The sequence below is a fragment of the Stenotrophomonas sp. YJH_SMC_19 genome, from assembly GCF_059367915.1.
This window is the reverse complement of the sequence record NZ_JCAFRI010000011.1, coordinates 31324-56093: the sequence shown is the minus strand read 5'-3', so window position 1 is coordinate 56093 and position 24770 is coordinate 31324. Positions and strand designations below refer to the sequence as shown.

The 24770-nt window shown below is 67.2% G+C and carries 23 protein-coding genes and 1 riboswitch; of the genes, 11 read left to right on the top strand and 12 right to left on the bottom strand.

From position 1 onward, the window contains the following. Positions 1–87 precede the first annotated feature (87 nt). Complete coding sequence (locus AC5P5R_RS12755) at positions 88–366, top strand: hypothetical protein (protein ID WP_005411956.1); 279 nt, start codon at positions 88–90, stop codon at positions 364–366. Continuing rightward, on the top strand, positions 333–1124 hold the full coding sequence (locus AC5P5R_RS12750; RefSeq protein WP_164281618.1) for a M90 family metallopeptidase: 792 nt from the start codon (positions 333–335) through the stop codon (positions 1122–1124). The genes AC5P5R_RS12755 and AC5P5R_RS12750 overlap by 34 nt, the downstream gene beginning before the upstream one ends. Positions 1125–1209: 85 nt before the next feature. Here the strand turns inward: AC5P5R_RS12750 and AC5P5R_RS12745 are convergent, their stop codons facing one another. The 4 genes from AC5P5R_RS12745 to dusA all read right to left on the bottom strand — a co-directional run bounded on the left by AC5P5R_RS12745 (position 1210) and on the right by dusA (position 5036). Continuing rightward, positions 1210–2634, bottom strand: coding sequence for an ATP-binding protein (locus AC5P5R_RS12745; protein ID WP_032953760.1), 1425 nt, complete (start codon positions 2632–2634; stop codon positions 1210–1212). A 25-nt stretch (positions 2635–2659) separates the two neighbouring features. After that, the gene (locus AC5P5R_RS12740; protein WP_004136763.1) at positions 2660–3343 is read right to left on the bottom strand and encodes a response regulator transcription factor; all 684 of its coding nucleotides are present in this window, start codon (positions 3341–3343) and stop codon (positions 2660–2662) included. 73 nt (positions 3344–3416) lie between these two features. Next, on the bottom strand, positions 3417–3791 hold the full coding sequence (locus tag AC5P5R_RS12735) for a hypothetical protein (protein WP_005407693.1): 375 nt from the start codon (positions 3789–3791) through the stop codon (positions 3417–3419). A gap of 213 nt (positions 3792–4004) precedes the next feature. Next, positions 4005–5036 carry a tRNA dihydrouridine(20/20a) synthase DusA gene (gene dusA / locus AC5P5R_RS12730; protein ID WP_111189349.1) on the bottom strand — a complete coding sequence of 344 codons (1032 nt, stop codon included), beginning with the start codon at positions 5034–5036 and terminating at the stop codon, positions 4005–4007. 220 nt (positions 5037–5256) lie between these two features. Between dusA and AC5P5R_RS12725 the strand changes: the two genes are divergently transcribed. Both AC5P5R_RS12725 and AC5P5R_RS12720 read left to right on the top strand, forming a co-directional pair. Then, positions 5257–5676 carry a lysozyme inhibitor LprI family protein gene (locus AC5P5R_RS12725; protein WP_217279065.1) on the top strand — a complete coding sequence of 140 codons (420 nt, stop codon included), beginning with the start codon at positions 5257–5259 and terminating at the stop codon, positions 5674–5676. Positions 5677–5718: 42 nt separating this feature from the next. Continuing rightward, positions 5719–7500 carry a peptidoglycan-binding domain-containing protein gene (locus AC5P5R_RS12720; protein ID WP_100438230.1) on the top strand — a complete coding sequence of 594 codons (1782 nt, stop codon included), beginning with the start codon at positions 5719–5721 and terminating at the stop codon, positions 7498–7500. 293 nt (positions 7501–7793) lie between these two features. Here AC5P5R_RS12720 and AC5P5R_RS12715 read toward each other — a convergent pair whose 3' ends face one another. Continuing rightward, complete coding sequence (locus AC5P5R_RS12715; RefSeq protein ID WP_224119324.1) at positions 7794–7982, bottom strand: sulfate transporter; 189 nt, start codon at positions 7980–7982, stop codon at positions 7794–7796. Between the two features lie 95 nt (positions 7983–8077). Between AC5P5R_RS12715 and AC5P5R_RS12710 the strand changes: the two genes are divergently transcribed. Together AC5P5R_RS12710 and AC5P5R_RS12705 are read left to right on the top strand one after the other, a co-directional pair. Then, entirely contained in the window at positions 8078–9058 is a 981-nt protein-coding gene (locus AC5P5R_RS12710) for a cation diffusion facilitator family transporter (RefSeq protein ID WP_005407688.1), read from the top strand. A 111-nt stretch (positions 9059–9169) separates the two neighbouring features. Then, complete coding sequence (locus AC5P5R_RS12705) at positions 9170–9595, top strand: organic hydroperoxide resistance protein (protein ID WP_014035621.1); 426 nt, start codon at positions 9170–9172, stop codon at positions 9593–9595. 148 nt (positions 9596–9743) lie between these two features. On the opposite strand, the gene mmsB is transcribed toward AC5P5R_RS12705, so the two are convergent. From mmsB to AC5P5R_RS12680, 5 genes are read right to left on the bottom strand one after another with little or no spacing between them, the layout of a single operon-like run. After that, positions 9744–10634: a 3-hydroxyisobutyrate dehydrogenase gene (mmsB, locus tag AC5P5R_RS12700; protein WP_099484571.1), complete on the bottom strand. Its 891-nt coding sequence runs from the start codon at positions 10632–10634 to the stop codon at positions 9744–9746. Next, the gene (locus AC5P5R_RS12695; protein ID WP_100438229.1) at positions 10631–11806 is read right to left on the bottom strand and encodes an enoyl-CoA hydratase/isomerase family protein; all 1176 of its coding nucleotides are present in this window, start codon (positions 11804–11806) and stop codon (positions 10631–10633) included. Before AC5P5R_RS12695 ends, mmsB begins: the two co-directional genes overlap by 4 nt. Continuing rightward, the gene (locus AC5P5R_RS12690; protein ID WP_100438228.1) at positions 11803–12600 is read right to left on the bottom strand and encodes an enoyl-CoA hydratase; all 798 of its coding nucleotides are present in this window, start codon (positions 12598–12600) and stop codon (positions 11803–11805) included. Before AC5P5R_RS12690 ends, AC5P5R_RS12695 begins: the two co-directional genes overlap by 4 nt. Beyond that, positions 12597–13763 carry an acyl-CoA dehydrogenase family protein gene (locus AC5P5R_RS12685; RefSeq protein ID WP_033833499.1) on the bottom strand — a complete coding sequence of 389 codons (1167 nt, stop codon included), beginning with the start codon at positions 13761–13763 and terminating at the stop codon, positions 12597–12599. The genes AC5P5R_RS12690 and AC5P5R_RS12685 overlap by 4 nt, the downstream gene beginning before the upstream one ends. 14 nt (positions 13764–13777) lie before the next feature. Next, positions 13778–15283: a CoA-acylating methylmalonate-semialdehyde dehydrogenase gene (locus AC5P5R_RS12680; RefSeq protein WP_012478809.1), complete on the bottom strand. Its 1506-nt coding sequence runs from the start codon at positions 15281–15283 to the stop codon at positions 13778–13780. Positions 15284–15398: 115 nt separating this feature from the next. Between AC5P5R_RS12680 and AC5P5R_RS12675 the strand changes: the two genes are divergently transcribed. After that, positions 15399–16766 (top strand): helix-turn-helix domain-containing protein, encoded by a 1368-nt coding sequence (locus tag AC5P5R_RS12675; RefSeq protein WP_012478808.1) that lies wholly within the window; start codon positions 15399–15401, stop codon positions 16764–16766. 335 nt (positions 16767–17101) lie between these two features. On the opposite strand, the gene AC5P5R_RS12670 is transcribed toward AC5P5R_RS12675, so the two are convergent. Further along, on the bottom strand, positions 17102–18994 hold the full coding sequence (locus AC5P5R_RS12670; RefSeq protein WP_164281619.1) for a patatin-like phospholipase family protein: 1893 nt from the start codon (positions 18992–18994) through the stop codon (positions 17102–17104). A gap of 193 nt (positions 18995–19187) precedes the next feature. Between AC5P5R_RS12670 and AC5P5R_RS12665 the strand changes: the two genes are divergently transcribed. The 4 genes from AC5P5R_RS12665 (at position 19188) to pncA (ending at position 23605) form a co-directional block, all read left to right on the top strand. Beyond that, on the top strand, positions 19188–20237 hold the full coding sequence (locus AC5P5R_RS12665) for a bifunctional nicotinamide-nucleotide adenylyltransferase/Nudix hydroxylase (RefSeq protein ID WP_005407680.1): 1050 nt from the start codon (positions 19188–19190) through the stop codon (positions 20235–20237). A gap of 64 nt (positions 20238–20301) precedes the next feature. Beyond that, positions 20302–21711, top strand: coding sequence for a nicotinate phosphoribosyltransferase (locus AC5P5R_RS12660; RefSeq protein ID WP_100438227.1), 1410 nt, complete (start codon positions 20302–20304; stop codon positions 21709–21711). A gap of 133 nt (positions 21712–21844) precedes the next feature. After that, a riboswitch (cobalamin riboswitch) is annotated at positions 21845–22074 on the top strand. A gap of 161 nt (positions 22075–22235) precedes the next feature. Next, the gene (locus AC5P5R_RS12655; RefSeq protein WP_005407678.1) at positions 22236–22922 is read left to right on the top strand and encodes an epoxyqueuosine reductase QueH; all 687 of its coding nucleotides are present in this window, start codon (positions 22236–22238) and stop codon (positions 22920–22922) included. Positions 22923–22978: 56 nt separating this feature from the next. Beyond that, entirely contained in the window at positions 22979–23605 is a 627-nt protein-coding gene (gene pncA, locus AC5P5R_RS12650) for a bifunctional nicotinamidase/pyrazinamidase (protein ID WP_005407677.1), read from the top strand. A gap of 287 nt (positions 23606–23892) precedes the next feature. On the opposite strand, the gene purU is transcribed toward pncA, so the two are convergent. Continuing rightward, on the bottom strand, positions 23893–24744 hold the full coding sequence (purU, locus tag AC5P5R_RS12645; RefSeq protein WP_005411937.1) for a formyltetrahydrofolate deformylase: 852 nt from the start codon (positions 24742–24744) through the stop codon (positions 23893–23895). Positions 24745–24770 lie beyond the last annotated feature (26 nt).

The following is a 24770-nucleotide window of genomic DNA, read 5'->3' as shown; positions in this document are numbered from 1 at the left end:
CACGCTGGGTTCCGCGGGGGCTTCCAACGGGGCGCCGGGTTCGGGCTAGAATCGGGAACTCACCTTCCCTTAACGTGGATGTCGTCAATGCGCCGTTATGCCCATTGCCTGATCCTGCTGACGATGCCCTTCGCGGCGTCTGCGACGGCAGCGCTGGACGACAGCCGCGGCGCCTGCGTGTCCTCCAACGGCGATGCCGCTTCGCAGCGTGCACCGACCGCGACCGCTTCGGCCGCCACCACCAAGCCGGCACCGGTCCGCCCGGCAGCCAACACCAGCACGGGCGGCGGTGGCAGCGATGACGACGTGCTGCAGCGCATCCGCGCACCGAAGTGGCACAGCTACCTGCCGGGAATGTTCCGCTGATCAAGTCGCTGCTGCAGTGGCTGCGGCCTGCGCCGCGGCCGATCGACGATGTACTGTGGAATGAGGCCTGCCGCCGCGCCGCCTGGCTGCACGGTCTGGACGACGAACGCCGCGCGCGATTGCGCCTGCTGGCCACGCGCTTCCTGCACGAGAAGACCATTACCCCGATCAGCGAGCTGCAGCTGCATGCCGGCGATGGCGTGCTGCTGGCGGCACTGTGCTGCCTGCCGCTGCTGGAGTTCGGCAAGGTGGGTCTGGAAGGCTGGTCGCAGCTGATCGTCTACCCCGATGCATTCCGCGTACATCGCAGCCACATGGATGCGGCCGGCGTACTGCATGAGTGGGATGACGAACTGATTGGCGAGTCGTGGGACAGCGGTCCGTTGATCCTGTCGTGGGCCGATGTGCAGGCCGACCTGGCGACGCCGCACGAGGGCTACTGCGTGGCGGTGCACGAGATGGTGCACAAGCTGGATGCGCTGGATGGCGCGATGGACGGCACGCCGCCACTGCCGCGCGAGTGGCAGCGCGAGTGGGCAGCCACCTTCCAGCGTTCCTACGACGCCTTCTGCGCGCAGGTGGATGCCGGCGAGGAGACGTTGATCGACCCGTACGCGGCCGAGGCGCCGGAAGAGTTCTTCGCGGTGGCCAGCGAGTATCACTTCTCGGCACCGGATCTGCTGCAGCAGGCGTTGCCGGAGGTCGCCGCGCAGCTGCGGCGGTTCTACGGCGAGCCGCCAAAGATCGAAACACGGTAGTGCCGGCCGCTGGCCGGCAACCTGGCAATGCCACCGAAGATCATGAGGGTGCCGGCCAGCGGCCGGCACTACCGATTGCGAAGGTTTACGGCCCCGGCGGCAAACGCACTTCGAAACGGGCGCCGCCCAGTTCGCTGGAACGGCCGACGGCCAGTTCGCCGCGGTAATCCTTGATCAGGTCCTGCACGATCGACAGGCCGATGCCGTGGCCCTGCACGCGCTCGTCGCCACGCACGCCACGCTGCAGCACCTTGCCGATGTCGTCCGGGGCAATGCCCGGGCCATCGTCGTCCACCGCCAGCAGCAGGCCTGCGCGGCGCGCGTTCGGTGCAGGCAGCGGCTGCGCGGTCAGCAGCACGCGGCGGTTGGCCCATTTGAAGGCGTTTTCCAGCAGGTTGCCGAGCAGTTCCTGCAGGTCGCCCGGTTCGCCGTGGAAGCGCGCGGCCGGATCGATGTCGAACTCGCACAGCACGCCCTTGGAGGCGTAGACCTTCTCCAGGCCACGTACGATTTCCTCAGCGTTGGACTCGATCGGCAGCGGCGCGGAGAACAGCTTGTGGCCCGACGACGCAGCACGTGCCAGCTGGTACGAAACCAGGTTGTTCATGCGCTGCAGCTGCACGTCCAGCTCCTCGCGCAGCGCGCCATCGCCCGCGCCGCTGTCCATCTGCGTGCGCAGCACCGCAATGGGCGTCTTCAGGCTGTGTGCCAGGTCGGCCAGGGTATTGCGCTGACGCTCGAGGTTCTCGCGCTCGCTTTCAATGAAGGCGTTGATGCTGTCGGTCAGCGGTTCCAGCTCGCGCGGGTGGCGCTCGCTCATGCGCTCGGTCTCGCCGCGCTGCACCTTGGTCAGCTCGGTGATCACCCGACGCAGCGGACGCAGGCTCCACTGCAGGATGACGGTCTGCAGCAGCAGCAGGATCAGGCCGATGCCGCCCAGGTAGAACCAGACACGGCCGCGGAACACGCGCAGCTGCGCACCCAGCGCGCGCGAGTCTTCCATCACATAGATGGTGTACGGGAATTCGGTGGCCGGGTCGGCGTCGGCGTCCCACACCAGGCCCAGGCCATAGCGGTACACCGAGCCCTGGCTGCCGTCGATCTGGATCATCGGCAGCGGGCCTTCGAACACTTCCTGGCGTGGCGCCAGCAGGCCGCCGCCGACGGTGGGCAGCATCGGGCCTTCGGCGGACATCGAATTGCCCTTGCCGTGCGGCATCACTACCTGCAGGTACAGGCCACTGCCCGGCACGTCGAAGCGCGAATCCGGCGGCTGCTCGCGGATGTACAGCGAGCGGTCGCGGGTGAAGTCGATGCCGGCCGCGTACGCGGTGGCGTAGTTCTTCAGGCGCTCACGCAGGTTCGCCTTCGCCGTATCGGCGAAGGCGGCGTCGAGTGCGTAACCGGCCAGGGCCAGGAACGCGACCAGGCCCACGGACGCGGCAAGCATCTGGCGCGCCTGCAGGGAGCGCGGCCGCCAGCGTCGGAAGAACCACAGACGGCCGGACATCATGGTCTCGCCAGGCTGAGCCGGCTCAGCCCTCGTTGCGCGGAATCGCGAAACGGTAGCCGCGGCCGCGCACGGTCTCGATCGGCTTCAGTTCGCCATCCGGGTCCAGCTTCTTGCGCAGGCGGCCGATGAACACTTCCAGCACGTTCGAGTCGCGGTCGAAGTCCTGCTGGTAGATGTGCTCGGTGAGGTCGGCCTTGGAGACCAGTTCACCGGCGTGCATCATCAGGTACTCCAGCACCTTGTATTCGTAGCTGGTCAGGTCGACATTGCTGCCGGCCACGCTGACGGTCTGCGCAGCCAGGTCCAGGGCGACCGGGCCGCATTCCAGGGTCGGCTTGCTCCAGCCGGCAGCGCGGCGCAGCAGCGCGTTGACGCGGGCCAGCAGCTCTTCGACGTGGAACGGCTTGACCAGGTAGTCGTCGGCGCCCTGCTTCAGGCCTTCGACCTTGTCCTGCCAGCTCGAACGCGCGGTCAGGATCAGCACCGGGAACTTCTTGCCTTCGTCACGCAGGGCCTTGATCAGCTCCATGCCCGACATCTTGGGCAGGCCGAGGTCGATGATGCCGACATCGAACGGAACTTCGCGCCCCATGTAGAGGCCTTCCTCGCCGTCCTGCGCAGCATCGACGGCAAAGCCTTCGCGCTTGAGCCGGGCTGCCAGGGTCTCACGCAGCGGGGCTTCGTCTTCGACCAGAAGGATACGCATGAACTCTCCCTAGTGTCCTGGGTGTGGCCCGGAGGCCTGTGGGGTACGGGTTGATAGCGACAACTATCCCTGTTCAGGGGTTATCGCCGCGTAGTGATGACATATCCGACCGCGGCGTGCGCGGCTGTGAACGCGACGGTGCGGGGTCGTCCATGTAGCGGACCCGGCCCCGGTCGTCCATGTACTTCACCCGGTTGATGTCACGCCCATCGAACGGCACGCGCTCGGCGCCGAGGATGTGGCCGCCGGTGGTGCGCTGCACGCGGCGCACGGCATCGGACAGCGAGCGCTCGTCGCCACGGCCACCGCGCTCGCCCCGCTCCATCATCTCCGCGCGCCCCTGATCGCCACGCGGCGGCTGTTGCGCCAGCGCCGAAGACAGCGGCGCAGCCGCCAGCACCACGCAGGTGGCCAGGGCAATGCGGCGATGGAAGGGAGCGGAAGACATCGATGCGATCCTAGCCGAGCACGGCGATTCGTTCAAAAGTCGTAAATCCGGGAGCCGGGTTCGGGACCCGGCGCTTTACAAATCCTTTGCAAATTCTTGGTTTGGGGCAGTGAATCCGGTCTGAACTTTTCCGGCCCTGCGCTCGCGTCGTTCATCTAGGTGAACATTCGGGACGAATCGCCGCCCCTTGTCAAGTCAGGACCGTGACCGACGTCACGCTGCGGCGCGATCAGCTTCGCGTTCGGTGACCGCCAAGGCCTGTTCGATCAGGCTCCAGCCGGCGCCCGGGCGGTGTGCGCCCTCGCTCAGCACCTGGCGAAATGCGCGACCACCGGGCTGGCCATGGAACAGGCCGAGCAGGTGGCGGGTGATGTGCTTCAGCGCCAGGCCTTCGCCCAGCCGCGCCTCGATGTAGGGGCGCATCGCGCGCAGCAGGTCACCACGTGCCTGTGGCGGGGCGCCGGTGTGCAGCGCCTCCAGCTGATGCAGCAGATAGGGGTCGTGATAGGCCGCCCGGCCCAGCATCACGCCATCGACGTGCGCGGCCTGCGCCTGTACCGCCTCGATGCTGGCCAGGCCACCGTTGATCACCACCGGCAGTGCCGGGCGCTCCTGCTTCAGGCGGTAGGCCCAGTCGTACTTCAGCGGCGGAACCTCGCGGTTCTCCTTCGGCGACAGGCCCTTCAGCCACGCGTTGCGCGCATGCACCACCACCATCGCCGCACCAGCGGCGACCTGGCGGTCGACGAAGCTGGCAAACACGTCGTAGTCGTTGTCCTCGTCCACGCCCAGGCGGCACTTCACCGTTACCGGGATGTCGACCGCATCGACCATGGCCGCCACGCACTCGGCCACCAGTACCGGCTCGCGCATCAGGCAGGCGCCGAAACGCCCGGCCTGCACGCGGTCGGACGGGCAGCCGCAGTTGAGGTTGACCTCGTCGTATCCCCACTCGGCGGCAATGCGCGCAGCCTGCGCCAGCAGGGCAGGATCGCTGCCGCCCAGCTGCAGCGCCAGCGGCTGTTCGCTGCGGTCGAAGCCGAGCAGGCGCTCGCGGTCGCCGTGGATGACCGCGTTGGCGTGCACCATCTCCGTGTACAGGCGTGCACCCGGCGCCAGCACGCGATGGAACACGCGGCAATGGCGGTCGGTCCAGTCCATCATCGGGGCAACGGACAGGCGCAGGGAATCAGCGTAACGGGCGGTGGCGGACGTCATCGGGGTGTTGATCGTGGAGACTGGCATTGCCAGTGAGATCAATAGTTTACACCGCTCGGCTGAATGGCGGCGGCTGGCGCCCGGACAGCGCTGGGGCGCCCGGGCCCGAGGGCGGTCCGCAGGCCGGGCGGCGCCACCCCACAATGACGGGCAACCGGTCACAGTTGTCGCGATTCGTTGACGACGACGAAATATTGACGCCGTTATAGTCCGTCGCTCGCAATGGATTGGACGTGTGGAGCAGATGATGCAGCACAAGCGTTTGAGCAGGACCCTCGCCACCGCGCTGGCGGTTGCCGTACTGGCCATCGGCACGGCAACCGCAGCACCGGCTGCCACCGGGCTGAGCCCGGCCTTCACCACCTGCCGTGACAAGGCACAGGGTGCGATCGAGCAGGCCGCCTGCCTGACCTCGGAAAGCGCACGCCAGGACCAGCGCCTGAACCAGGCCTACCGCCAGCTGCAGGCAAAGCTGAGTGGCGCAAAAAAGACCAAGCTGGTGAATGCCCAGCGCGCGTGGCTGCAGTCGCGCAGCCGCGATGGCGAACTGGATACCGCGCTGTACGACGATTCGCAGCCCGGCAACCTGCAGGGCGAGCTGAACGATGTGATGCGCCTGAGCGCGCGTGCCGACCAGCTGCAGAAGTATCTGCAGCTGCTGGACTGACCCTTGAGGGGCAAACCCTCTGACTGCACAAGGATGTAAGACATGCCAACCAACATCGATACCCATGATCTCGATGCCACCTCCGGCGCCGTGTATTTCGCCGTCGGCCGTGGTACCGAAGGGGGTCCCGCCTCCTACCATCTGGCCATCGCCGGCATCACCCAGGGCGTGACCGAACCGCACTGGGGCACGGTGAACAAAGTCGCGCAGAACAGCGGTTACAGCCTGGGCGCGATCCAGGTCGACTTCGGCCAGCGCGGCGAGTGGGCGCTGGGCGCCATCGACGGCCACGCACTGAAGGCAGGCGAGACGACCTATGTCGACGCCGTGATCGATCAGGCCAGCACCTATGCCAAGGCGCACAACCTGCCCTTCACCCAGGACCACGCCGACCTGCGCCGCGACCTGCTCAGCCACGGCAATGGCCTGAGCGGGCGCAGCTCGATCCAGTTCATCGATACCAACACGCGCGACAGCATCAACGCCTGGGCCGGTTCGGCCGAGGGCAAGCAGTGGATCCACGCGAACATCGACTACCCGCAGGTGCGCAACGCCACACGGATCGGCATGGCGATGGTGGACGCACACGGCAGCGGCATCGCCGAGGAAAACCGCTTCGAAGCGATCAGCCTGATCGCCAAGACCGCCAACCAGTTGCCCAGCCAGCTGCCCAAGCTGCAGAAGGTGCTGGAAGAAGGCGGTGACTACGAGGCGCTGCGCGCGAAGGCCGGGCAGATCCGCGAGACCTACCAGTACTTCGACGCGCCCAAGGCCGGCGACATCGCCGTGCGCTACGAAAATGCCTATGCCAACAACAAGGACGCAATGGACCGCGCCCATGCCAAGGTCAGCAGCCGCGACTACTCGCCCGCTGGTGAGCACAATGATGCGGACATCAAGGTGGCGCTGGACCAGATCGGCGCACCGCGCCAGCAGGCCGGTTCGCAGACGTTGAAGGAAGGGTCCAGCGGCCGTGACGTGCTGAAGCTGGAGAGCAATCTGGTCACGTTGGGCTATGCCAGTGCTGGCGGCCAGCAGACGCTGAATCCGGACCGGCGCTTCGATGCCACCACCCGCAAGGCGGTGGAAGACTTCCAGCGCGCACACAACCTGGACCCGGTGGACGGCAAGGCCGGGCCAGCCACGCTGGCCGCGATCGACCGCGACGCGCGCGAACTCCAGGGCAACCTGGCCGCGCTGGGGCTGACCGACGCCAAGGGCCAGGCCATCGGTAGCGATGGCTATCTGGGCGGTGGCAGCCGCCATGCGATCAACGCTTTCCAGCAGCAGCATGGCCTGCCTGCGACCGGCATTGCCGATGCGGAAACCCGCCAGGCGCTGGCCAATGAAGTGCAGCAGCGTGCGCAGGCGCAGGGCAACACCCCGGAACAGCAGGCAGCGGACGAGCCTGCACGCGAGACGGTGTACCCGATGTCCGACCCGCGCAGCCCGCAGAACTGGCTGTACACCGAGACCCTGGTGCAGGTGAAGTTCGCCGAGGAAGCGCGTGGCCTGCCCTCCGGCGAGCACAGCGAGAAGCTGGCTGCTGCGCTTACCGTGGAAGCTGCACGTGCCGGCCTGTACCGGGTTGATCGCGTTGAGCTGAACCAGGATGGCTCGATGGCGCGCGCGGTGCAGGCCAATGCACTGCACGACGAAAGCGCGTTGAACCGCAATACCGCGCCGGTATCGACGGCGGACGCGATGCGCCAGAGCGTGCAGGAAAACAGCGAGCGGGCATTGCAGGTGAGCGATCAGCAGCGCGAGCAGCAGAAGATCGACCAGCAGACCCAGCAGCACGGCCCGCGGGCCATGATGGCGTAAGAGAGCGGGCCCACGGGCCTGCGAGTGCCATTGCCTTGCTCACCCCTCGTCGGCTTGAGGCCGACGAGGGCGTTGGTTGAGGTGCGTCGAGGATTGTCGCAAATGCGAGGTCTTGCGCCCCGGAGCGTGCCCACGCTTCGAGGGAGTCGGTCTCGAGGTGTAGCCGATCCGGTTTGATCGCGTCGGCGCTTTGACGACAGATAAGTCCGTCCGTAGCTTTTCCTAAGTGATCAGTACCCGCCATCCATAGGCGGTCTGCTTCTTGAAACACTGCCGCCTCAGGCGGTCAGGTCTCACGGGTGGGCGTCGCGCAGATCAATCTGTACCTTCGGCGTCACGTGCTGGTAATCGAACACCGTACCCAGAGGGCCGGCCGAGGCAAGGAACACCTGCCCACGCACGCGGTAGACCTGCGTGTCACCGGCATCGTAGCGCTGCATATCCAGCATGCGGCCGAGGAATTCGATGACCAGGTTGGCCATGCCCTGGGCGACGCATTCGCGATCACGCTCGCTGGGCGTCTCGGCGATGTCCTCGACGTTCTGCGACGATGCCGGACAGCGGAAGGCAGCGAAGCATGCCGCCGCTCTACAATCGGGCCATGGCCACCCACCGCCCGCAGTTCTTCGACCCCGCAACCGAACAGGGCGTGCTGCGCCTGTCGATCGCCGCCTCGCTGCTGCTGGCCGCCGCCGCAGTGGTATTCGGCCTGCTGGCCAATTCCTCGCTGATCATCTTCGACGGCATCTACGGCCTGATCGATGTGGTCATGACCTGGCTGTCGCTGCTGGTGGCACGCCTGATCGCGCTGTCCACCCAGACCGATGCGTTGCAGTCGAGGCTCAACCAGCGCTTCACCATGGGCTTCTGGCACCTGGAACCGATCGTGCTGGGGGTCAGCGGCACGCTGATGATCGGTGCGGCACTGTATGCCCTGGTCAATGCGGTGGATGCGTTGATGTCCGGTGGCCGCCACATCGCACTGGGCCCGGCCATCGCCTTCGCCGGGCTGTCCATCGTCGGCGAAGGCGCACTGGCCTGGTTCATCCTGCGCGCCAACCGCCGCATCGGCTCGGAGTTCATCGCACTGGATGCGAAGAACTGGGTGATCGCGGCCAGCATGTCGGCATGCTACCTGCTGGCCTTCCTCGGCGGCGTGCTGGTGCAAGGCACGTCCTGGGCCTGGGTCGGGCCGTACATCGACCCGGCCATCCTTGCCTTCGTCTGCGTGCTGGTGATGATCGCCCCGCTCGGCACCGTGCGCCGGGCGCTGGCCGGCATCCTGCTGGTCACCCCGCCGGAGCTGCAGGCGCACGTGGATGCCGTGGCACGCGCGATCGTGGCCAAGCATGGCTTCGTCGAGCACCGCAGCTACGTGGCGCAGGTGGGGCGAGGTGAGCAGATCGAGCTGTTCTTCGTGGTGCCGGAAAACGACCCACCGCGGCCGCTGGTGGAATGGGACCAGCTGCGCGACGAGATCGGCGACGCGCTGGGCGAGGCCTCGCCGGACCGCTGGCTGACCATCATGTTCACCACCGATCGCGAGTGGACGATCTAGGCCGACAGGACGATCTATCAAGTTTTTCGTACGCCCTGCAACCCAACGTACGCGGAAAGCGGGCAAAGTAGGCTCCAACGCAACACCCACCCACCGACCAGGAGCATCCCGATGTCCATCGAAAAGGTTCTGTACACCGCCCAGGCCACCTCCACCGGCGGCCGTGAAGGCCGTTCCGTCTCCTCCGACAACGTGCTGGACATCCAGCTGTCGACCCCGCGCGAGCTGGGCGGCGCCGGTGGCCCGGGCACCAACCCGGAACAGCTGTTCGCCGCCGGCTACTCGGCCTGCTTCCTGGGCGCGCTGAAGTTCGTGGCCGGCCAGGCCAAGGTCGCGCTGCCGGCCGACACCACCGTCACCGGCAAGGTCGGCATCGGCCAGATCCCGACCGGCTTCGGCATCGAAGCCGAGCTGACCATCAGCGCTCCGGGCGTACCGCGCGAGCAGCTGGAAGAGCTGGTGCAGAAGGCGCACATCGTGTGCCCGTACTCCAACGCCACCCGCGGCAACATCGACGTGACGCTGATCGTTGCCTGATGGGGTGCTGCCGGCCAGCGGCCGGCACTACCAACGTGAAGAGCAAAAAAATGGGCGGATGCCGGTCGAAACCGAACATCCGCCCATCCCACCTTCGTTGTCCCACAGGGGGGCATGAGGTTGCCGGCCAGCGGCCGGCACTACCAGGTCACTTCTCGCTCGTGATGAGCTGCACGACGCTGGAGAAATCCAGCTTGCCGCGGCCGGCCTGGTGGTTCATCGAGTACAGGTTGCGGGCTACTTCGCCCAGCGGAATCGAGGCGCCGACACTCATCGCCGCTTCCACTGCCAGGCCCATGTCCTTCAGCATCAGATCGCTGCCGAAGCCACCGCTGTAACCGCGCGAGGCCGGCGCGTTTTCCAGCACGCCCGGCCAGGGGTTGCACACTTCGGTGGCCCAGCTGCGGCCGGTGCTGACCGCCATCATCTGCGACAGCACCTTCGGGTCCAAGCCGTGCGCCACGCCGAGTGCGATGGCTTCACCGGTCACCGCCATGATCACGCCCAGCGCCATGTTGTTGCACAGCTTGGCGACCTGGCCAGCGCCGCTGGCGCCGACGTGGAAGGTGTTCTTGCCCATCGCCTGCAGCACCGGGCGTGCGCGTTCCAGCGCGTCTTCCTCGCCGCCGACGATGAAGGTCAGGGTGCCGGCCTGGGCGCCGGCGGTACCGCCGGACACCGGTGCGTCGATCATCTGCAGGCCACGTGCGGCGGCCGCTTCCGAGACCTTGCGGGCGCTGGCCGGTGCGATCGTGCTGCAGTCGATGACCAGTGCGCCGGCCGGAATCGCGGCAAGAATGCCGTCGTCGCCCAGATACACGCCTTCGACGTGGCGGCTGGCCGGCAGCATCGAGATCACCACCTCGGCATCGGTCAGGGTGTCGCGCGCCGACGACGCAGCACTGGCACCGGCGTCAACGGCGGCCTGCACCGCGGCCGGGACCAGATCGAACACGCGCACGCTGTGGCCGTTCTTGACCAGATTGGCGGCCATCGGGCCACCCATGTTGCCCAACCCGATGAATGCAATGCGGCTCATGCAAGGCTCCTTTCAACAAGGGGAGTGCCCAGGTCGGCCAGCGGATGCGCGGCATCGGCCCAGGGGGAAGCGAAGAAGGTGTCGGCCCACGCGCCGGTGGCCTCGGCCAGGGTGGCCGGGTTCCACTGCGGATTGCGGTCCTTGTCGACCAGCAACGCGCGGATGCCTTCGGCGAAATCACCGTGGGCGGCGCAGTGCAGGGCGACGATGTACTCCAGGCGATAGATCGCGGCCAGGTCCTGGCCGGCACTGCGGCGCTGCAGTTCGTACGCCAACCGTGCCGAACCGGGTGCACCGGCGGCCAGGGTCTTCTGTGCCGCCTGCAGCCAGGCATCGTCGGTCTGCAGCGTGCTGATGCGATCGATGATCGCGGGCAGGTCATCGCCCTCGCACAGCGCCTCGACCTGCGCGGCATTGGCCAGCAGCGGGCCGGTGGCGGCATCGCTGGCATGCGACTGCAGCAGATGGGTCAGGCGTTCGTGGTTGTGTGCGGAATCACTGGACCAGGCCACCTGCAGCAGCGCATCGAACACCGCGCTGCGGCGTTCTTCGGCCACGTGCACGTCGGCCAGGCCGGCGTAGATGGCGTCGCCCGGGTTGAGCAGCGCGCCGGTCAGCGCCAGGAACAGGCCGCCCTTGCCCGGTACGCGCGGCAGCAGCCAGCTGCCACCGACATCGGGGAACAGGCCGACGGTGATTTCCGGGAATGCCAGCTTGGAGCGCTCGCTGACCACGCGGTGGCTGGCGCCGGACATCAGGCCGATGCCGCCGCCCATCACGATGCCATGGCCCCAGCACAGGATCGGCTTGGCGTAGGTGTGGATGAGATGATCGACGCGGTATTCGACGTCGAAGAACTCGGCGGCGTAGTCGTTCTCGCGGATGTCGCTGCAGCCGGCCTCGCGGAAGGCGACCATGCTCTTGTACAGGCTGTGCAGGTCGCCGCCGGCGCAGAACGCCTTCTCACCGGCACCCTGCAGCACCACCATGGCGATGCCGTCGTCATCGGCCCAGGCCTTCAGCTGCTTCAGCAGCAGGTGCGCCATCGGCAGCGAGAAACCATTGAGCGTGCGCGGCGCGTTGAGCGTGGCGATGCCGATGCGCGTGCCGTTGCCGGCCACGCGCTCCTCGAACAGCACCGGTGCGTCGTCGGCAGCGGTGTCGATGCTCATGCGTTCTTCCACTGCGCGGTGCGCTTTTCCAGGAAGGCGGTCACGCCCTCGACCTGGTCGGCGGTGTCGAACAGGTCGACGAAGGCTTCACGCTCGGCCACCAGCGCCGAGGCGTGGGTGCCGGTGCGGGTGGACTGCACCAGGGTCTTGCAGGCGGCGATGCTGGTCGGGCTCTGCTTGCCGGCCTTCTTCGCCCATTCCAGGGCCAGTGCCTTGGCTTCGCCCTTGCCGACCTTTTCTTCGGCCAGGCCAATGCGCAGTGCGGTCTCGGCATTGATGCGCTCGCCCAGCAGGATCATGCGCTTGGCCCAGCCCTCCCCGACCAGGCGCGGCAGGTTCTGGGTGCCACCGGCACACGGCAACAGGCCGACGGTGGCCTCCGGCAGCGCCACCTGGGCGTGGTCTTCGATGATGCGCAGGTCGCAGGCCAGTGCGCATTCCAGGCCACCGCCCATGGCGTAGCCGTTGATCGCGGCGATCGACACGCCGCGGAAACCGGACAGCGCTTCGAAGGCTTCACCGAAGCGGCGCGCGGCCTCGCGTGCAGCGGCCTTGTCGCCGGAGGCGAACTGGTTGAGGTCGGCACCGGCGGAGAAGAACTTCTCGCCGTCACCGGTGATCACCAGCGCGTAGATGTCGCGGTCTGCGTTGAGCGCACCCACCACGTCGCGCAGCGCCGACAGGCTGTGCACGGTCCAGGTGTGCGCCGGCGGGTTGTTCAGGGTGACCACGGCGGTGTGGCCATCCACCTCCACCTTCAGGCCCACGTGCTCCTGGGTACGCCAATCCTTCATCGCAGTTCCTCTTCGGTGTTGAGCAGGTGACGGGCAACGATCACCCGCATGATCTCGTTGGTGCCTTCCAGGATCTGGTGCACGCGGCAGTCACGCAGCAGGCGCTCGATCGGGTATTCGCGGATGTAGCCGTAGCCGCCGTGGATCTGCAGCGCTTCGTTGCAGACGTTGAAACCGGCATCGGTGGCGAAGCGCTTGGCCATCGCGCACCACACGTTGGCGTCGCTGGCACCGGCATCGAGCTTGCGCGCGGCGGTGTGCACCATCTGCCGGGCGGCGACCAGCTGGGTGACCATGTCGGCCAGCTTGAACTGCAGCGCCTGGAACTCGGCCAGCGCCTTGCCGAACTGGCGGCGCTCGCCCATGTAGCGGCGTGCGGCATCCAGCGCACCCTGCGCGGCACCCAGCGAGCAGGCGGCGATGTTGATGCGGCCGCCGTCCAGACCCTTCATCGCCAGCTTGAAGCCGCCGCCTTCCTCTCCCAGAAGGTGGCTGACCGGCACGCGGACGTTTTCGAAGGTGATGCCACGGGTGGGCTGGCTGTTCCAGCCCATCTTCTCTTCCTTGCGGCCGAAGCTGATGCCCGGCAGGTCCGACGGCACCGCAATGGCGCTGACACCGCCGGCACCGGGGCCACCGGTGCGCGCCATCACCACCAGCAGCTCGGTGGCACCGGCGCCGGAAATGAAGGCCTTGGAGCCATTCAGCACATAGAAGTCGCCATCGCGCACGGCGGTGGTCTTCAGCGACGCCGCATCGGAACCCGCACCCGGTTCGGTCAGGCAGTACGAGGCCAGCTTGCTGCCCGAGGACAGATCGGCGCCCCACGCATCGCGCAGGGCCGGCTGGCCCCACTTGGACACCATCCACGAGGCCATGTTGTGGATGCTGATGTACGCCGCGGTCGACGGATCGACGTTGGCGAGCTCCTCGATGACGACGGCGGCGTCCAGTCGGCTCAGGCCGCTGCCGCCCACTTCCGGGTCCATGTACAGGCCGCAGAAGCCCAGTTCACCGGCCTTGGCGATCGCCTCGCGCGGAAAGATGCCCTCCGCATCCCATCGCGCGGCGTGCGGCGCCAGTTCGGCCTGTGCGAAGTCGCGCGCCGCCTCGCGGTACGCCTGCTGTGCTTCTTCCAGTTCCGTCGTCATCGAGTGGCTCATGGCTGCTCCTGCCGTTACTTCAGGCTGATCGTGGTGTTGACGCCGTGGCTCAGCGTCTCGTCATCGAACCAGCGCGCGGTGACCGTCTTGGTCTGGGTATAGAACAGCACCACCTGCTTGCCGTACGGGCCCAGGTCACCCAGCTTGGAGGCGCGCGAACCGGTGAACGAGAACAGCGGCACCGGCACCGGGATCGGCACGTTGATGCCGACCTGGCCGACGTCGATGTCTTCCTGGAACTTGCGCGCGGCCGCGCCGGACTGGGTGAACAGTGCGGTGCCGTTGCCGTTCGGGTTGCTGTTGACCATCGCGATGGCGTCTTCCAGCGTTTCTGCTTCGAGGATGACCAGCACCGGCCCGAAGATTTCTTCCTGGTAGATGCGCATGTCGGTGGTGACACCGGCAAAGATGGTCGGGCCGACGAAGTTGCCCTTCTCGAAACCATCGACCTGCGGCTTGCGGCCATCCAGCACCAGCTTGGCGCCCTGCTCCACGCCCGAGGCGATCAGGCCTTCCACGCGCTCGCGGGCGCTGCAGGAAATGACCGGGCCGACGTCGGTACCGGACACGGTGCCGGCGCTGACCTTCAACGTCTTGGCCTTTTCGACCAGGTCCTGCACCCAGTTGCGCGCCTCACCGACCAGCACCAGGGTGGAAGCGGCCATGCAGCGCTGGCCCGCAGCACCAAAGGCGGCACCGACCATCGCGTTGAGGGTCTGTTCCTTGTTGGCGTCCGGCAGCACCACGGCGTGGTTCTTGGCGCCCATCATGCACTGCACGCGCTTGCCGGCCAGCGAGGCACGATTGTAGACGTGGGTGCCGACGCGGGTGGAACCGACGAACGACACGGCCTTGATGTCCGGGTGGTCGCAGATCGCGTTGACCACTTCCTCGCCGCCGTGGACGACGTTCAGAACGCCCTTCGGAATGCCGGCTTCCAGGGCAAGCTCGACCAGGCGCATGGTGACCATCGGGTCCTGCTCGGACGGCTTGAGGATGAAGGTGTTGCCCGTTGCAATCGCCATCGGGAACATCCACAGCGGGATCATCGCCGGGAAGTTGAACGGGGTGATGCCAGCGCACACGCCCAGCGGCTGCATGATCGTGTAGGTGTCCACGCCATTGGCCACGTTGTTGGCCAGCTCGCCCAGCTGCAGGTTGCCGATGGCGGCAGCGTGCTCGACCACTTCCAGGCCACGGAACACATCACCTTCGGCGTCCGGCAGGGTCTTGCCCTGTTCGGCGGTGAGGATGTGGGCCAGCTCGCTCATGTTCTCGCGGATCAGCTGCTGGTACTTCAGGAAGATGCGCGCGCGGGTACCGATCGGGGTCTTGCGCCAGGTCTTGAAGGCTTCCTTGGCGGCGGCGACGGCGGCGTCCACTTCGCCGGTGGTGGCGAACGGCACCTTGGCCAGCACGTCCTGGGTGGCCGGATTGATCACGTCCTGCCAGTGGGAGGTGGCCGATTCAACGAACTGGCCATCGATCAGCATGCGGATACGGGGCGCTGCAACAGTCATGACGACAATCCCACGGGGTGCGAAAGATGCTTGGCATTATTCACAGCACCCGTCTCGATTTCCGGGCTGAATCCGCTTAATCTGGCCAACACGCCAGACGATTCATGTTAATTTTGTGAATTATTCAGCCACCCAGCGGCAGCTTGGCCTGCGCTTGCTACGGCTGCGCGAGCAGCGCGGCTACAGCCAGGTGGACCTGGCCCGCGCCTTGGGCCTGTCGGCCAGTTACCTGAACCAGATCGAGCGCAACAAACGCCCACTCACCCCGGCCGTGCAGAAGAAGCTGGGCGAGGTATTGGGCGATGTTTCCTCACTGTTCGACGAAGATGAGCCCGCTGCCCTGCAGGAAGCGCTGGGCGAGACCCTGCGCGATCTGGGCCTGGCCGAAGTCAGTGCCACTGAACTGCGCGCCCTGGCGGGCAACCTGCCGCAGGTCAGCCGCGCACTGCTGGACCTGCACCGCCGCCACCTGGCGCTGCGCGAGCATGCCGCCGCGCTGGAGTTCCAGCTGGGCGAGCCCGGTGCCGGCAGCACCCTGCCCGCCGGCGACCAGGTGCGCGAGTTCTTCAACCGCATGCACAACCACATCCCCGAACTGGACGAGCTGGCCGAGCAGCTATTCGCCGAATGGGGGCTGTCGCCCGGGCATGTGGCACCGCGGCTGCGCCAGCTGCTGGCCGACCGCCATGGCGTGCTGGTGGAAGTGGCCGCACTGCAGGCCGGGCGCGAGAAACGGCAATACGATGCCGGTGCGCGGCGGCTGTGGCTGCCCGATTACCTTGAGCCCGGCCAGCAGGCGTTCCAGATGGCGGCCGAGCTGGCCCTTCACGGCTACCTGCCGCAGATCGATGCGGTGGTGGCGCGCGCTGGCTTTACCGATGAGGCACGCATCGCGCAGGCGCGGATTGGCTTGTCGAATTACTTCGCCGGTGCGTTGGTGATGCCGTACATGCGTTTCCTGCGTGCGGCCGAGGCCAGCAGTTACGACATCGAGCTGCTGGCGCACCAGTTCGGCGTGGGCTTTGAAGCGGTCTGTCATCGGCTGAGCACGTTGGCGCGGCGCAGCGCGCCCGGGCTGCCGTTCTTCTTCATCCGCGTGGACCGTGCCGGCAACGTGTCCAAACGCCATTCGGCCACCGATTTCCATTTCTCGCAGGTGGGAGGGTCGTGCCCGCTGTGGATCGTCTACGAGGCGTTCAACCAGCCCGGCCGCATCCTCACCCAGACCGCGCGCATGCCCGATGGGCGGCGCCACTTCTGGCTGGCGCGGCAGGTCAGCAGCGGGCCGGTGGGCCATGGCCAGCCACGCAAGACGTTCGCGGTGGCGTTGGGCTGCGACCTGCAGCATGCCGAACGCCTGGTGTATTCGCTGGGGCTGGATGTACAGAGCCCGGGGAACTCGGTGTCGATCGGGCCGGGTTGCCGGGTGTGCCCGCGCGAGGACTGCATGCAGCGCGCGTTCGCGCAGTTGCCGGGGCGGTAGGGGGTTCTGCAGGGCTGCGCCCTGCACCTGCGGTAGTGCCGGCCGCTGGCCGGCAACCTCAAAAGCAACAGCGGGCTTTCCGTGGGATGGCGGGGCGGTGTCGGATTGCGGGGACGCCGTGAACCCGTCCCTGAAGTGACCCCCGGCATCCATGCCGCGGACACCCCGCAATCCGACACCACCCCGCCTTCGACAGTTTCCTCCTGCTGCTGGAACCTGATGCTGATGCTGATGGTGATGCTGATGCTGATGCTGATGGTGGGTGCCGACCGTTGGTCGGCACGCTCTGGCCCTGCGCGAAATGCATCCACGCATGGCGTGGATCTACTACCGGCTCAGTAGATCGGGGTCACCTTCATCTGCGGCAACGGACGCGGTGCGCCGTCAGTGAGGTCCGGGCCAAGGTCTTCCCAGGTACGTCCCTGCTCGACCATCAACCCCCACAGCTGCTGCGAGGCCAGCCGCTTGTCTTCCGAGCCCAGCTTGTACGACGGCGGTGCCGGTTCCCCGCGGGCAACCATCGAATAGGCCGCGCGGTAGGCCAGTACCTGCTGCGCCGGATCATCGGTGCGTGCCACTTCCAGCGTGTAGCGCTGGTAGGCCGAGGCCAGGTTGCGCCAGCGGATCCAGTAGTGGTTCTCGAACGAGAACGAACAGAAGCGCGCACCGGCGAGGCTGCCCTTGTCGGCGATGCGGGTCAGCACCTCCTGCGGCATGTCCAGGTTCATGCCGCCTTCGTCGCCCTGCAGGCTGACGTGCACGATGCGGTCGCGGTAGCCCGGCGCGCGCGCCTGCAGCAGATCGCGCCAGTTCTGCATGGTCGCCACCACCGCGAACAGGAAGCGGCCCAGCTCGGCGGCCGCCAGCGGTGTGGCGATCGACTGGTAGGTGCGCTGCCAGCCGTGCCGGTTCTCGGTGGGCAGGAACACCGCGTGCTCCAGCGACTGGCGGCCACTGCTGCCGTGGTTCACCTCTTCGGCGTGCTGCGGGTAGACCAGATTGATGGCGAAGGTCGGCCAGCGCGGCAACGCGGCATCGAACAGATGGATCGGGAAATTGCTGCTGATGCCACCATCGGAGAACCAGCAGATGCGGAAGGCGGTGATCACCGGGCCGCAAGCCTGCCCGGCGCTGGTCAGCCCTTCCATGCTGTCGGCCACGTTGTGCTCGGGGTCGGCCGCCGGCGCGGTCGGCTCGCAGCGTCGTTCGCGGCGTGAGGGTTCATGCAGCGGCACCGCGCTGATCAGCAGCGGGAAGCTCAGGCTCATGCGCGTGGCCACCAGCACCGGCAGCTTCGGGCCCGGCGGCAGGTGGTAGTACTGTCGCCCTTCCACCTCCAGCGGCGGGCCGGCCTGCGTCACCAGCCACTGCACCACGCTGGCCGGGAACAGCTGCTCGAATTCCTCGCGCAGGAACCAGAACTGCGCGCCGCCCAGCGGCAGCGTGCGCGGCTCGTTGTGCGACACGCAGGTGGTGATCATCTGCAGGCTGATCGCATGCGGGCTGTCCGGTTCGCCGGCATAGCGCGGCGCGTCGTGCAGGTCGGCGAAGGTGAGCGGTGCATCCAGCGGCTTGCCGGACAACTGCTGCAGGCATTCGTGCAGCCACTCGGTCAGTGCCGGTGTGCGTGCATCGCGGCCGAGGCCGCTGCACAGGCCCAGCAGATTGCGTCGCGCCGCGCGTGCCACACGAAGCGCGGCACCGGCCACACCTGCACCGTACGCACACAGCAGCGACGGCAGCAGCGTGGCCGCCACGCCGCTCCAACCACCGCCCCACCAGCCCAGGCCGAGCAGCAGCGCCAGCGACACCAGCACTTCCAGCGGCGCGATCTCGAACACGGCAACGGCCAGGCACAGCAGCTTGTGCGGCAGGCTGGCATTGCCGGTCAGCACCACCAGCAGGCGATAGGCCGCGCGTGCGCCGCGTGCGGGCTGGAACAGGCTGTAGATGAAGCCGCGCCGCGACAGCTGCGCCGACACCGCCGACAACCCGCCATAGCCTGCATCGCCGGGCAGGTGCTCGCCGGCCTGCTGGCGACGATCACCGCAGGCCGCCGCAGCCGCCACGGCGGCGGCGATGGCGCCGGCCGAAGTGCCGCCGATGCTCTTGAAGCGATACTCGCGCGCCAGCGCCAGTACCGCATTGGGGTACACGATGCCGCTGGTGATGCCGCCTTTCATGACCAGATCGCAGTACTTGTCCGCCACTGTCTTGCCCCCGAGCATGCCGTCCGCCGCGTGGGTGCCAGTATGGCGCAGAGGCTTCTCAGGGCCTGAGAACAACGGCGCAGTCCGCGCACGCGATGCGCCGTTCAGCAGAAAGCACGGCTGCAGGCTTGACCCGCCCCGCCATCGGCGTAGCATCTGCAGCAAGCCAAGGGACAGACCCGCGGCTGCCACAACGACATGAGGGATTCTCATGGAATTCGACTATCTCGTCTTCATCGGGCGATTCGAGCCCTTCCACAACGGCCACGCCGCCGTTGCCCGCCTGGCCCTGAGCCGGGCCCGCAAGCTGATCTTCCTGGTCGGCTCTGCCGATACCCCCCGCAGCCTGCGCAATCCCTGGACCGTGGCCGAACGCGCCGTGATGATCCAGGCCGCCCTCGATGGCCACACCGACCGCCTGCTGATCCGCCCGCTGCGTGACCACCTGTACAACGAAGCGCAGTGGATCGCCAACGTGCAGCGCCAGGTGGCTGACGCCCTGCGCAACGACGGCGCCGCCGCTGATGCGAAGGTAGGCCTGATCGGCATGGACAAGGACGCGTCCAGCTACTACCTGCGCGAGTTCCCGCAGTGGCCGCTGGTGGACGTGCAGCACACCGCCACCCTGTCGGCCACCGAGCTGCGGCGCTACCTGTTCGAAGCCGGCGACGTCGACTTCCACGGCGCGCTGCTGATGCTGCGTGGCAATGTGCCGGCGCCGGTGTACGACATGCTTGAAGCGTTCCGCAAAAGCGCGCCTGCCTATGGCCAGCTGGTGGCCGAGTACCGCTTCATCGAACAGTACAAGGCCGCCTGGAAGGATGCGCCCTACGCGCCCACCTTCGTCACCACCGATGCGGTGGTGGTGCATTCAGGCCACGTGCTGCTGGTGCGTCGCCGCTCGGAACCCGGCAAGGGGCTGTGGGCGCTGCCCGGCGGCTTCGTCGGCCAGGAACAGAGCCTGCTCGACAGCTGCCTGCGCGAACTGCGCGAGGAAACCCGGCTGAAGATTCCGCTGCCGGTGCTGAAGGGTTCGCTGAAGGGCCAGCAGGTCTTCGACCATCCCGACCGCAGCCAGCGCGGCCGCACCATCACCCACGGTTTCCACTTCGAATTCCCGGCCGGTGACCTGCCGCCGGTGCGCGGCGGCGACGACGCCGACAAGGCGCGCTGGATACCGGTGAGTGAAGCCCTGGACATGGGCCCGCAGCTGTTCGAAGACCACCTGCACATCCTGGAGTATTTCCTCGGCCGCGGCTGACAGGCCCGGCCTCCCCACTGGCGGACAGACCGCTGGTGTCACTCGACGCGAAGGAGCTTCCGTCATGCACTACCTCGATAATCTTCTCCTCAACACCGACAGCTACAAGGCCAGCCATTGGCTGCAGTATCCGCCGGGTACCGATGCCACGTTCTTCTACGTCGAATCACGTGGCGGCCTGCACGATCGCACGGTGTTCTTCGGCCTGCAGGCGATCCTCAAGGACGCGCTGGCACGACCGGTCACCCACGCCGACATCGACGACGCTGCTGCGGTATTCGCCGCGCACGGCGAACCGTTCAACGAGGCCGGCTGGCGCGATATCGTCGACCGGCTTGGCGGCCACCTGCCGGTGCGCATCCGCGCCGTTCCCGAGGGCAGCGTGGTGCCCACCCACCAGGCACTGATGACCATCGAGTCGACCGATCCGGCTGCGTTCTGGGTGCCGTCGTATCTGGAAACGCTGCTGCTGCGCGTGTGGTATCCGGTCACCGTGGCCACCATCAGCTGGCACGCACGGCAGACCATCGCCGCGTTCCTGCAGCAGACCAGCGACGACCCGCAGGGGCAGCTGCCGTTCAAGCTGCACGACTTCGGCGCGCGCGGTGTATCGAGCCTGGAATCGGCCGCGTTGGGCGGTGCCGCGCACCTGGTCAACTTCCTCGGCACCGATACCGTGTCGGCGCTGTGCCTGGCACGCGCGCACTACCACGCGCCGATGGCCGGCTATTCGATTCCGGCCGCCGAGCACAGCACCATCACCAGTTGGGGCCGCGAACGCGAGGTGGACGCCTATCGCAACATGCTGCGCCAGTTCGGCAAGCCCGGTTCGATCGTGGCGGTGGTGTCGGACAGCTATGACATCTACCGCGCGATCAGCGAACACTGGGGCACCACCCTGCGCGATGACGTGATCGCGTCGGGCCCCACCCTGGTCATCCGTCCCGACTCGGGTGACCCGGTGGAGGTGGTGGCCGAAAGCCTGCGCCGGCTGGATGAAGCCTTCGGCCACAGCCTCAACGGCAAGGGCTATCGCGTGCTCAACCACGTGCGGGTGATCCAGGGCGATGGCATCAATCCGGACACCATCCGCGCGATCCTGCAGCGCACCACCGACGACGGCTACGCCGCCGACAACGTGGCCTTCGGCATGGGCGGCGCCCTGCTGCAGCGACTGGACCGCGACACGCAGAAGTTCGCGCTGAAGTGCTCGGCGGCACGGGTCGACGGTGAGTGGGTCGATGTATACAAGGATCCGGTCACCGATGCCGGCAAGACCAGCAAGCGTGGCCGCATGCGCCTGCTGCGCCGCCTGGATGACGGCAGCCTGCATACGGTGCCACTGCCGGCCAACGGCGACGACACCCTGCCGGACGGCTTCGAGGACGCAATGGTGACCGTGTGGGAGAACGGCCGCCTGCTGCACGACCAGCGGCTGGACGACATCCGCACGCGGGCGGCCGTGGGGCATTGAAGGCGCATCCCGACCGGGGTCAGAGCCCGCTGCGTGGCAGCGGGATCCGACCCCTTCCTTCCGCTGGGGTCGGATCCCGTTGCAGCGCAGCGGGTTCTGACCCCTGCGCTCTTGACCGGCGCCACCAACAGGTCCACCTTGCACACGCCGAAGGTATCCCTCCCATCGCTGCGGCGCGGGGAGGGATTTAAACGGGAATCCGGTGAAGGCGCCTCGCGCGTCCATTCCGGAGCTGCCCCGCAGCGGTGAATGGAAACGAATCCCGCCAACAGCACTGGGCTCGCGCCTGGGAAGCGGCGGGTAGTAGGTGGGCTGCGGCCCGTGTCCATCAGCCCGAATACCGGCCCCGGCCGGGGGACACGACCGTCCCCTGACTCGACCTGGAATCTCCGCGGGGAGGTTGCCGGGGCCGTCGTCGTCCTGCGCGTGCAGGCGGCGTGGCCGCGCGCGTCCTGTTCACGGTATCCGGCCAGACCCGTTCACCCACGCGCTGATGCATGGACCACCGCCGTTGCCGGCGGTCCATGCGGTACCTGACGATGACCGAGCTCCAACGCCCCACCCTGACCCTGCCCGCCGACGGCAAGCGCCTGCTGCTGCATTCGTGCTGCGCGCCCTGTTCCGGCGAAGTGATGGAGGCGATCACCGCCTCCGGGATCGACTACGCGATCTTCTTCTACAACCCCAACATCCACCCGGTGAAGGAGTATGAGCTGCGCAAGCAGGAGAACATCCGCTTCGCCGAGCAGCACGGCATTCCCTTCATCGACTGCGACTACGACACCGACAACTGGTTCAGCCGTGCACGCGGCATGGAAAACGAGCCCGAACGCGGTATCCGCTGCACGATGTGCTTCGACATGCGCTTCGAGCGCACTGCGCTGTACGCGCACGAGCACGGCTACGACACCATCAGTTCTTCGCTGGGCATCTCGCGCTGGAAGAACATGGCGCAGATCAACGACTGCGGCATCCGCGCCGCCTCGCGCTATGAAGGCCTGCAGTACTGGGACTACAACTGGCGCAAGGGCGGCGGTGCCAGCCGCATGATCGAGATCAGCAAGCGCGAGCAGTTCTACCAGCAGGAATACTGCGGCTGCGTGTACTCGCTGCGCGATGCCAACCGCCATCGCCGCGAGAATGGCCGCGAGCGGATCAAGATCGGCCTGTTGTACTACGGTCAGGACGCTGGGACGCCGCAGGACGATTGACGCGCAGGCATGGGGCGGCCACGCTGGTCGCCCCTTGAGTTCGTGCTGGATCTGCCATGACCGCCCTGCCCGCCGATGTCGCCCTGCTGGTGATCGACCTGCAGCCGGACTTCATGCCCGGTGGCGCCCTGACCTGCGACCAGGGCGATGCGCTGGTGGCACCCATTGCCGATCTGCTGGCGCAGCGCCGCTACCGCACCGTGGTGGCAACACAGGACTGGCACCCGGCCGACCATGCCTCGTTCGCCAGCCAGCACCCCGGCCAACGCCCGTTCGAGACGATCCTGCTGCACGCGCAGCCGCAGACCCTGTGGCCGGACCACTGCGTGCAGGGCAGCGCCGGTGCCGCCCTGCACCCGGGCGTGGACTGGACCGTGGCCGACCTGATCCTGCGCAAGGGCACGCGCCAACAGGTGGATTCGTACAGCGCCTTCCGCGAGAACCACGGCCCCGATGGCGAGCGCCCGGCCACCGGCCTGGCCGGCTGGCTGCATGAACGCCGCATCCGCGAAGTGCACGTATGCGGCCTGGCCCGTGACTACTGCGTGCTGTGGAGCGCGCAGGACGCGGTGAAGTCCGGCTTCCGGGTGAAGTTCCTGTGGGAGCTGACCAAGCCGGTGACCGAAGCCAATGACGCGATGGTGCGCGAGGCGCTGGGCAAGGCGGGAATCGCGATCGTCTGAGGCGTGACCGCCGGGCATGGCCCGGCGCTACCGCGCACGTCGCTTATGCCGCCTGCGCGCTCCTGCCCACAAAAACACAATCGATTCATCCAGCCCCCCAACTACGCCCCCCTACAGATCGCGGGACGGCCGAACCGGGGGCTTTTCATTGGATGAAACCAGGATTCGGTAGTGCCGGCCGCTGGCCGGCAACCTCGGGACCTCTGCAGTTACCGGCCAGCGGCCGGCACTACCGGATAGCACCCGTGGTAGCGCCGGGCCATGCCCGGCGGACGCGGGATGGGCGATTACCGGAACACCACCGTGCGATGCCCATTGAGCAGGATGCGGTGCTCCACATGGCGGCGAACCGCGCGTGCCAGCACCAGCGATTCGGTATCGCTGCCCAGCCGCACCAGTTCACGCGGTGCCATCGCATGGTCCACGCGGGCCACGTCCTGTTCGATGATCGGGCCTTCGTCCAGGTCCTCGGTGACGTAGTGCGCGGTGGCGCCGATGATCTTGACCCCACGCGCGTGTGCCTGGTGGTACGGCTGCGCGCCCTTGAAGCTGGGCAGGAAGCTGTGGTGGATGTTGATGGCACGGCCGGCCAGCGCGCGGCACAGCGTGGGTGACAGGATCTGCATGTAGCGCGCCAGCACCACCAGGTCGATGCGTTCGCGCTCGACCAGGTCGATGATCTGCTGCTCCTGCACCGCGCGTGTATCGGCGGTCACCGGCAGGTGGTGGAACGGCACCTGGTAGGACGCCGCCAGCGGCGCAAAGTCGGCGTGGTTGGACGCCACTGCTGCGATGTCCACCTTCAGCTGGCCGCTGTGGGCGCGGAACAGCAGGTCGTTGAGGCAATGCCCCTGTTTGCTGACCAGCACCAGCAGCCGCGCGCGGCGTCGGCCATCGTGCAGCTGCCAGTCCATGCCGAAGCCTTCGGCAAGCGTGGCCATGGCCGCGTGCACGGTCTCCAGCGGCAGGCCGGCATCGCGATCGAAGTGCACGCGCAGGAAGAAGCGGCCACTCTCCTCATCGCCGAACTGCTGGGCGTCGAGGATGTTGCAGCCGTGGTCGAACAGCAGGCCGGACACGCGGTAGACGATGCCGGTGCGGTCGGGGCAGGACAGGGTAAGAATGGAATCGGGGCGCATCGCTACAGTGTAGGGCAGCGCCCTGC

What these genes read in the sequence shown, in the direction of transcription:
- AC5P5R_RS12665 (WP_005407680.1), top strand. Translation starts at nt 19,188, where the DNA reads ATGGAATTCGACTATCTCGTCTTCATCGGGCGATTCGAGCCCTTCCAC.
- dusA (WP_111189349.1), bottom strand. Translation starts at nt 5,036, where the DNA reads ATGCCAGTCTCCACGATCAACACCCCGATGACGTCCGCCACCGCCCGT.
- AC5P5R_RS12710 (WP_005407688.1), top strand. Translation starts at nt 8,078, where the DNA reads ATGCCGCCGCTCTACAATCGGGCCATGGCCACCCACCGCCCGCAGTTC.
- pncA (WP_005407677.1), top strand. Translation starts at nt 22,979, where the DNA reads ATGACCGCCCTGCCCGCCGATGTCGCCCTGCTGGTGATCGACCTGCAG.
- AC5P5R_RS12690 (WP_100438228.1), bottom strand. Translation starts at nt 12,600, where the DNA reads ATGAAGGATTGGCGTACCCAGGAGCACGTGGGCCTGAAGGTGGAGGTG.
- AC5P5R_RS12720 (WP_100438230.1), top strand. Translation starts at nt 5,719, where the DNA reads ATGCCAACCAACATCGATACCCATGATCTCGATGCCACCTCCGGCGCC.
- AC5P5R_RS12695 (WP_100438229.1), bottom strand. Translation starts at nt 11,806, where the DNA reads ATGAGCATCGACACCGCTGCCGACGACGCACCGGTGCTGTTCGAGGAG.
- AC5P5R_RS12705 (WP_014035621.1), top strand. Translation starts at nt 9,170, where the DNA reads ATGTCCATCGAAAAGGTTCTGTACACCGCCCAGGCCACCTCCACCGGC.
- AC5P5R_RS12735 (WP_005407693.1), bottom strand. Translation starts at nt 3,791, where the DNA reads ATGTCTTCCGCTCCCTTCCATCGCCGCATTGCCCTGGCCACCTGCGTG.
- AC5P5R_RS12655 (WP_005407678.1), top strand. Translation starts at nt 22,236, where the DNA reads ATGCGGTACCTGACGATGACCGAGCTCCAACGCCCCACCCTGACCCTG.
- AC5P5R_RS12745 (WP_032953760.1), bottom strand. Translation starts at nt 2,634, where the DNA reads ATGTCCGGCCGTCTGTGGTTCTTCCGACGCTGGCGGCCGCGCTCCCTG.
- purU (WP_005411937.1), bottom strand. Translation starts at nt 24,744, where the DNA reads ATGCGCCCCGATTCCATTCTTACCCTGTCCTGCCCCGACCGCACCGGC.
- AC5P5R_RS12660 (WP_100438227.1), top strand. Translation starts at nt 20,302, where the DNA reads ATGCACTACCTCGATAATCTTCTCCTCAACACCGACAGCTACAAGGCC.
- AC5P5R_RS12715 (WP_224119324.1), bottom strand. Translation starts at nt 7,982, where the DNA reads ATGGCCAACCTGGTCATCGAATTCCTCGGCCGCATGCTGGATATGCAG.
- AC5P5R_RS12670 (WP_164281619.1), bottom strand. Translation starts at nt 18,994, where the DNA reads ATGCTCGGGGGCAAGACAGTGGCGGACAAGTACTGCGATCTGGTCATG.
- AC5P5R_RS12725 (WP_217279065.1), top strand. Translation starts at nt 5,257, where the DNA reads ATGCAGCACAAGCGTTTGAGCAGGACCCTCGCCACCGCGCTGGCGGTT.
- AC5P5R_RS12755 (WP_005411956.1), top strand. Translation starts at nt 88, where the DNA reads ATGCGCCGTTATGCCCATTGCCTGATCCTGCTGACGATGCCCTTCGCG.
- AC5P5R_RS12740 (WP_004136763.1), bottom strand. Translation starts at nt 3,343, where the DNA reads ATGCGTATCCTTCTGGTCGAAGACGAAGCCCCGCTGCGTGAGACCCTG.
- AC5P5R_RS12685 (WP_033833499.1), bottom strand. Translation starts at nt 13,763, where the DNA reads ATGAGCCACTCGATGACGACGGAACTGGAAGAAGCACAGCAGGCGTAC.
- mmsB (WP_099484571.1), bottom strand. Translation starts at nt 10,634, where the DNA reads ATGAGCCGCATTGCATTCATCGGGTTGGGCAACATGGGTGGCCCGATG.
- AC5P5R_RS12680 (WP_012478809.1), bottom strand. Translation starts at nt 15,283, where the DNA reads ATGACTGTTGCAGCGCCCCGTATCCGCATGCTGATCGATGGCCAGTTC.